Source organism: Bifidobacterium thermophilum, from assembly GCF_037482445.1.
GTDB classification, from domain to species: Bacteria; Actinomycetota; Actinomycetes; order Actinomycetales; family Bifidobacteriaceae; genus Bifidobacterium; species Bifidobacterium thermophilum_B.
The window spans coordinates 1-5,788 of the sequence record NZ_JBBHLY010000006.1 but is presented as its reverse complement, the minus strand read 5'-3'; the positions used below and the strand labels follow the sequence as shown (position 1 = coordinate 5,788).

General features: G+C 61.0%; 3 rRNA genes. All 3 read left to right on the top strand.

Features of this window, described 5'->3' with window-relative positions:
• The first annotated feature begins 417 nt into the window (after positions 1–417).
• The 3 genes from WD012_RS05295 (at position 418) to rrf (ending at position 5,736) form a co-directional block, all read left to right on the top strand.
• Positions 418–1,949 (top strand): 16S ribosomal RNA (locus tag WD012_RS05295).
• 431 nt (positions 1,950–2,380) lie between these two features.
• Positions 2,381–5,444 (top strand): 23S ribosomal RNA (locus WD012_RS05290).
• 175 nt (positions 5,445–5,619) lie between these two features.
• A 5S ribosomal RNA gene (gene rrf, locus WD012_RS05285) occupies positions 5,620–5,736 on the top strand.
• The 16S, 23S and 5S rRNA genes sit together here, the layout of an rRNA operon.
• The last annotated feature ends 52 nt before the right edge of the window (positions 5,737–5,788 follow it).

Below are 5,788 nucleotides of genomic sequence, written 5' to 3'. Positions count from 1 at the left end.
CGATTGTTTTTGGTTGTTTTGGTTGTTTGGTTGTTGGTTGGTTTGGGTGGTTGTGTGGTGTTTTCGACACGCCGGTGTTTTCGTGTGTTTTGTAGGGTTTGTGGGGTGGTGGTTGGTGGGTTGGTTTGCGTGGGTGGGGTTGGTGGTGTATGTTGTTCTCTTGCTGCCGCTCGCGGGCCGGCCTTCTTCGGGGGGTTTGGTTTCGTGGGTGTGTGTGGTGGTTTGAGAACTCAAGAGCGTGTCTGTACTACTTCTTTTATAGTCAATGATTGCCAGTCCGGTCCCCGCTGTGCGGGGTTTCCCGCCAGTCCGCGAGGGCGGTGTGATGGGGGCCGGGGTTTTCGTGCGAGTCGCCTTTCCTTATTAGGCGATCGTCAATTATTTAGAGAGCCGTTGGTTGGCTTTCCGCATTGTTTTTTTGTGGAGGGTTCGATTCTGGCTCAGGATGAACGCTGGCGGCGTGCTTAACACATGCAAGTCGAACGGGATCCTGCGGGCTTTGCTTGCGGGTGAGAGTGGCGAACGGGTGAGTAATGCGTGACCGACCTGCCCCATGCTCCGGAATAGCTCCTGGAAACGGGTGGTAATGCCGGATGTGCCGGGCTCCTGCATGGGGGTCCGGGAAAGCTTTTGCGGCGTGGGATGGGGTCGCGTCCTATCAGCTTGTTGGCGGGGTGATGGCCCACCAAGGCTTCGACGGGTAGCCGGCCTGAGAGGGCGACCGGCCACATTGGGACTGAGATACGGCCCAGACTCCTACGGGAGGCAGCAGTGGGGAATATTGCACAATGGGCGCAAGCCTGATGCAGCGACGCCGCGTGCGGGATGGAGGCCTTCGGGTTGTAAACCGCTTTTGTTTGGGAGCAAGCCCCCTTGGGGGTGAGTGTACCTTTCGAATAAGCACCGGCTAACTACGTGCCAGCAGCCGCGGTAATACGTAGGGTGCGAGCGTTATCCGGAATTATTGGGCGTAAAGGGCTCGTAGGCGGTTCGTCGCGTCCGGTGTGAAAGTCCATCGCCTAACGGTGGATCTGCGCCGGGTACGGGCGGGCTGGAGTGCGGTAGGGGAGACTGGAATTCCCGGTGTAACGGTGGAATGTGTAGATATCGGGAAGAACACCAATGGCGAAGGCAGGTCTCTGGGCCGTTACTGACGCTGAGGAGCGAAAGCGTGGGGAGCGAACAGGATTAGATACCCTGGTAGTCCACGCCGTAAACGGTGGATGCTGGATGTGGGGCCCTTCCACGGGTCCCGTGTCGGAGCCAACGCGTTAAGCATCCCGCCTGGGGAGTACGGCCGCAAGGCTAAAACTCAAAGAAATTGACGGGGGCCCGCACAAGCGGCGGAGCATGCGGATTAATTCGATGCAACGCGAAGAACCTTACCTGGGCTTGACATGTTCCCGACGACCGTGGAGACACGGTTTCCCTTCGGGGCGGGTTCACAGGTGGTGCATGGTCGTCGTCAGCTCGTGTCGTGAGATGTTGGGTCAAGTCCCGCAACGAGCGCAACCCTCGCCCCGTGTTGCCAGCGCGTCATGGCGGGAACTCACGGGGGACCGCCGGGGTTAACCCGGAGGAAGGTGGGGATGACGTCAGATCATCATGCCCCTTACGTCCAGGGCTTCACGCATGCTACAATGGCCGGTACAGCGGGATGCGACATGGTGACATGGAGCGGATCCCTGAAAACCGGTCTCAGTTCGGATCGGAGCCTGCAACCCGGCTCCGTGAAGGCGGAGTCGCTAGTAATCGCGGATCAGCAACGCCGCGGTGAATGCGTTCCCGGGCCTTGTACACACCGCCCGTCAAGTCATGAAAGTGGGCAGCACCCGAAGCCGGTGGCCTGACCAGTTGTCTGGGGGGAGCCGTCTAAGGTGAGGCTCGTGATTGGGACTAAGTCGTAACAAGGTAGCCGTACCGGAAGGTGCGGCTGGATCACCTCCTTTCTACGGAGAATATATTGAGTGCCTGGCATGGTTCCCGGGGGTTTGTTTCCCTGGGGTGTCGGGCGTGCTGGCGTGGAACGGTCGTTGCGCCTCCCTTGCGGGGGCGGGTACGGGCATGCTGTTGGGTTCCCTGACGGCCACGGCCTCCCGGGTGGGGGGTTTGGTGTCGGGTGCCTGCCATGGGTTCCTGTCCGGGTGTTCCGGGTGGGGTCGTGTGGTGTGGCGTGGTGGTTTGAGAACTGGAGAGTGGACGCGAGCGGACCATGCCGTGGCCTTGTGTGGGTCGCGGGTTTGTGGTCTGCTTGTACTGATGTATTTCGACCGGGTCCCCGTTTGGGGGTCTGGTTGTTTGTTTGATCGTTTTGTGATCGCAGAGTGTTGATGATCTGTCGTCCGGTGTTCGTTTGGTCTTGTGGGTGTGCCCCGTGTGTGGGGTTGCCTGCAAGGGCGTATGGTGGATGCCTTGGCAGACGGGACCGATGAAAGACGTGGCGGGCAGCGATATGCCTCGGGGAGTCGCCGAGCGGGCTTTGATCCGAGGGTTTCTGAATGGGGTGACCCGGCAGCCGTCATGGGCTGTCACCGCACCGTAGGGTGCGGGGGGTACGCAGGGAAGTGAAACATCTCAGTACCTGCAGGAAAGGATATTCCGTGAGTAGTGGCGAGCGAAAGCGGACCAGGCCAAACCTTGCGCGTGTGATACCCGTCGGGGGTTGCGCGTGGGGTGTTGCGGGCGTGTGTGTCCGGTCTCCGACGGGGCCGGGCCGAGTGATAAAACGGCGTGTGAGGCGAACAGGATTGAATGCCTGGCCGTAGGGGGTGATGGCCCCGTAGCCGAACGTGCGCCGTCTCGGTATCATGTTGCCCAAGTAGCACGGGCCTCGTGGAATCCCGTGTGAATCCGCCCCGACCGTGGGGTGAGCCTAAGTATTCCCGTCTGACCGATAGTGTACCAGTACCGTGAGGGAAAGGTGAAAAGCACCCCGGGAGGGGAGTGAAAGAGTTCCTGAAACCGTGCGCCTACGATCCGTCGGAGCCTCCGCGTGGGGTGACGGCGTGCCTATCGAAAAATGAGTCTGCGAGTCAGTGGCATGTGGCGTGCATAAGCCGTGTGGCGTATGCGTAGCGAAGGCGAGTCTGAATAGGGCGTGTGTCGCGTGTCCTGGACCCGAAGCGGGATGATCTAGCCCTGGGCAGGTTGAAGCGTGGGTAAGACCGCGTGGAGGACCGCACCCACCTGGGTTGAAAACCGGGGGGATGACCTGGGGCTAGGGGTGAAAGGCCAATCAAATTCCGTGATAGCTGGTTCTCTCCGAAATGCATTTAGGTGCAGCGTCGCGTGTCGCCTCCGGGGGGTAGAGCTACCGGATGCTTGAGGGCCCGTTCCGGGTACCGACAGCAGCCGAACTCCGAATACCCGTGAGGTGTGGCGCGGCAGTGAGTCGGCGGGGGATAAGCTCCGTCGTCGAGAGGGAGACAGCCCAGAGCGTCGTCTAAGGTCCCGAAGCGTGTGCTAAGTGGGAAAGGATGTGGAGTCGCATAGACAGCCAGGAGGTTGGCTCAGAAGCAGCCATCCTTGAAAGAGTGCGTAACAGCTCACTGGTCTAGTGGTTCCGCGCCGACAATGTAGCGGGGCTCAAGCACACCACCGAAGACGCGCCAGCAGTTGTGCTGGGTAGGAGAGCGTCCCCCATGGGGCGAAGCGGCCGCGTGAGCGTGTCGTGGACCGTGGGGGAGTGAGAATGCAGACATGAGTAGCGAGAGACGGGTGAGGATCCCGTCCGCTGGATGACCAAGGGTTCCGGGGCCACGTTCGTCGTCCCCGGGTCAGTCGGGTCCTAAGGCGAGGCCGACAGGCGTAGTCGAATGGATGAACGGGTCGATATTCCCGTACCGGCTGGGGACCGTCAAAGCCGAAGCGCGTGCGCTAACCTCCGCTTCCCGTTGAGGCGCCTTTCGGGGCGTGGATGCGGGTGGTGTTGGGATCCCGCGTGTGGTAGGCCGACGCAGGAGTGACGCAGTCAGGTAGCCGGCCGCGGAGGTGGTTTTCCGTGGTCAAGCGTGCAGGCCGTCCCGTAGGCAAATCCGCGGGACGTGAAGGCCGAGGCGTGATGATGGGCCCCTTAGGGGGCGAATCCGGTGATCCCTTCTGCCGAGAAAAGCTTCGGCGCCAGGGCCCTATGCCGCCCGTACCCCAAACCGACACTGGTGGTCTGGTAGAGTATACCAAGGCGATCGAGCGAATCCTGGTCAAGGAACTCGGCAAACCACTCCCGTGCCTTCGGTATAAGGGAGACCCCCTGGGGTGACGCGCCTCGCGCGCCGAGCCTTGGGGGGTGGCACAGGCCAGGGGGTAGCGACTGTTTACCAAAAACACAGGTGCATGCGAAGGCGCAAGCCGCTGTATATGCACTGACGCCTGCCCGGTGCCGGAAGGTTAAGAGGATCCGTCAGCCCTTCGGGGTGAAGCGGTGAATTCAAGCCCCGGTAAACGGCGGTGGTAACTATAACCATCCTAAGGTAGCGAAATTCCTTGTCGGGCAAGTTCCGACCTGCACGAATGGCGTAACGACTTCCCCGCTGTCTCGACCAGGAGCTCGGCGAAATTGCAGTACGAGTAAAGATGCTCGTTAAGCGCAGAAGGACGAAAAGACCCCGGGACCTTTACTATACCTTGGTATTGTCGTCAGGTCTGGATTGTGTAGCATAGGCGGGAGGCCGTGAGCCGCGGGCGCCAGCCCGCGGGGAGCCGGAAGGTGAAATACCGCTCTGTCCACACCTGGCGTCTAACCTCGACACGTGATCCGTGTCAGGGACAGTGCCTGGCGGGTAGTTCAACTGGGGCGGTTGCCTCCCAAAGAGTAACGGAGGCGCTCAAAGGTCCCCTCAGCCCGGTCGGCAACCGGGTGTCGAGTGCAATCGCACAAGGGGGCTTGACTGCGAGACCGGCGGGTCGAGCAGGGACGAAAGTCGGAGATAGTGATCCGGTGCCGGCGCACGGGCGCGGCATCGCTCAACGGATAAAAGGTACCCCGGGGATAACAGGCTGATCATTCCCAAGAGTCCATATCGACGGGATGGTTTGGCACCTCGATGTCGGCTCGTCGCATCCTGGGGCTGGAGCAGGTCCCAAGGGTTCGGCTGTTCGCCGATCAAAGCGGCACGCGAGCTGGGTTCAGAACGTCGTGAGACAGTTTGGTCTCTATCCTCTGCGCTCGTTGGAATCCTGAGGAGGCCTGCCCATAGTACGAGAGGACCTGGGTGGACGAACCTCTGGTATGCCGGTCGTCACGCCAGTGGCGCGGCCGGTTGGCTACGTTCGGGAGGGATAACCGCTGAAAGCATCTAAGCGGGAAGCCTGCTCCGAGATCAGGATTCCGTGACCCCCTTAGGGGGTCTGGAGACTCCATGGAGAACACATGGTCGATAGGCCGGACGTGGAAGCCCCGTGAGGGGTGGAGCTGACCGGTACTAACAGTCGAACGGCAACACTACACACCCACCCGCAAGGGTGGCAGGAACAAACAAGCATCACCCGACGACAGGGAGACACCCTGCACGTCACACTACGATCCCTTCAGTCGCGTCCACTATCCGGTCCCCAACCCACCACAATCCCCCCGAGGGGACACGTGGAGACACGATCCCCCGGGATGTATAACAGTAGATTTGCGGCGGCCATGGCCCAGGGGAGACGCCCGGACCCATTCCGAACCCGGAAGCTAAGACCTGGCACGGCGATGGTACTGCACCCGACAGGATGTGGGAGAGTAGCACGCCGCCGCATCACACGTCACACGGCCCCGACAGGCACAAACCCTGCCGGGACCGTTCTTTTT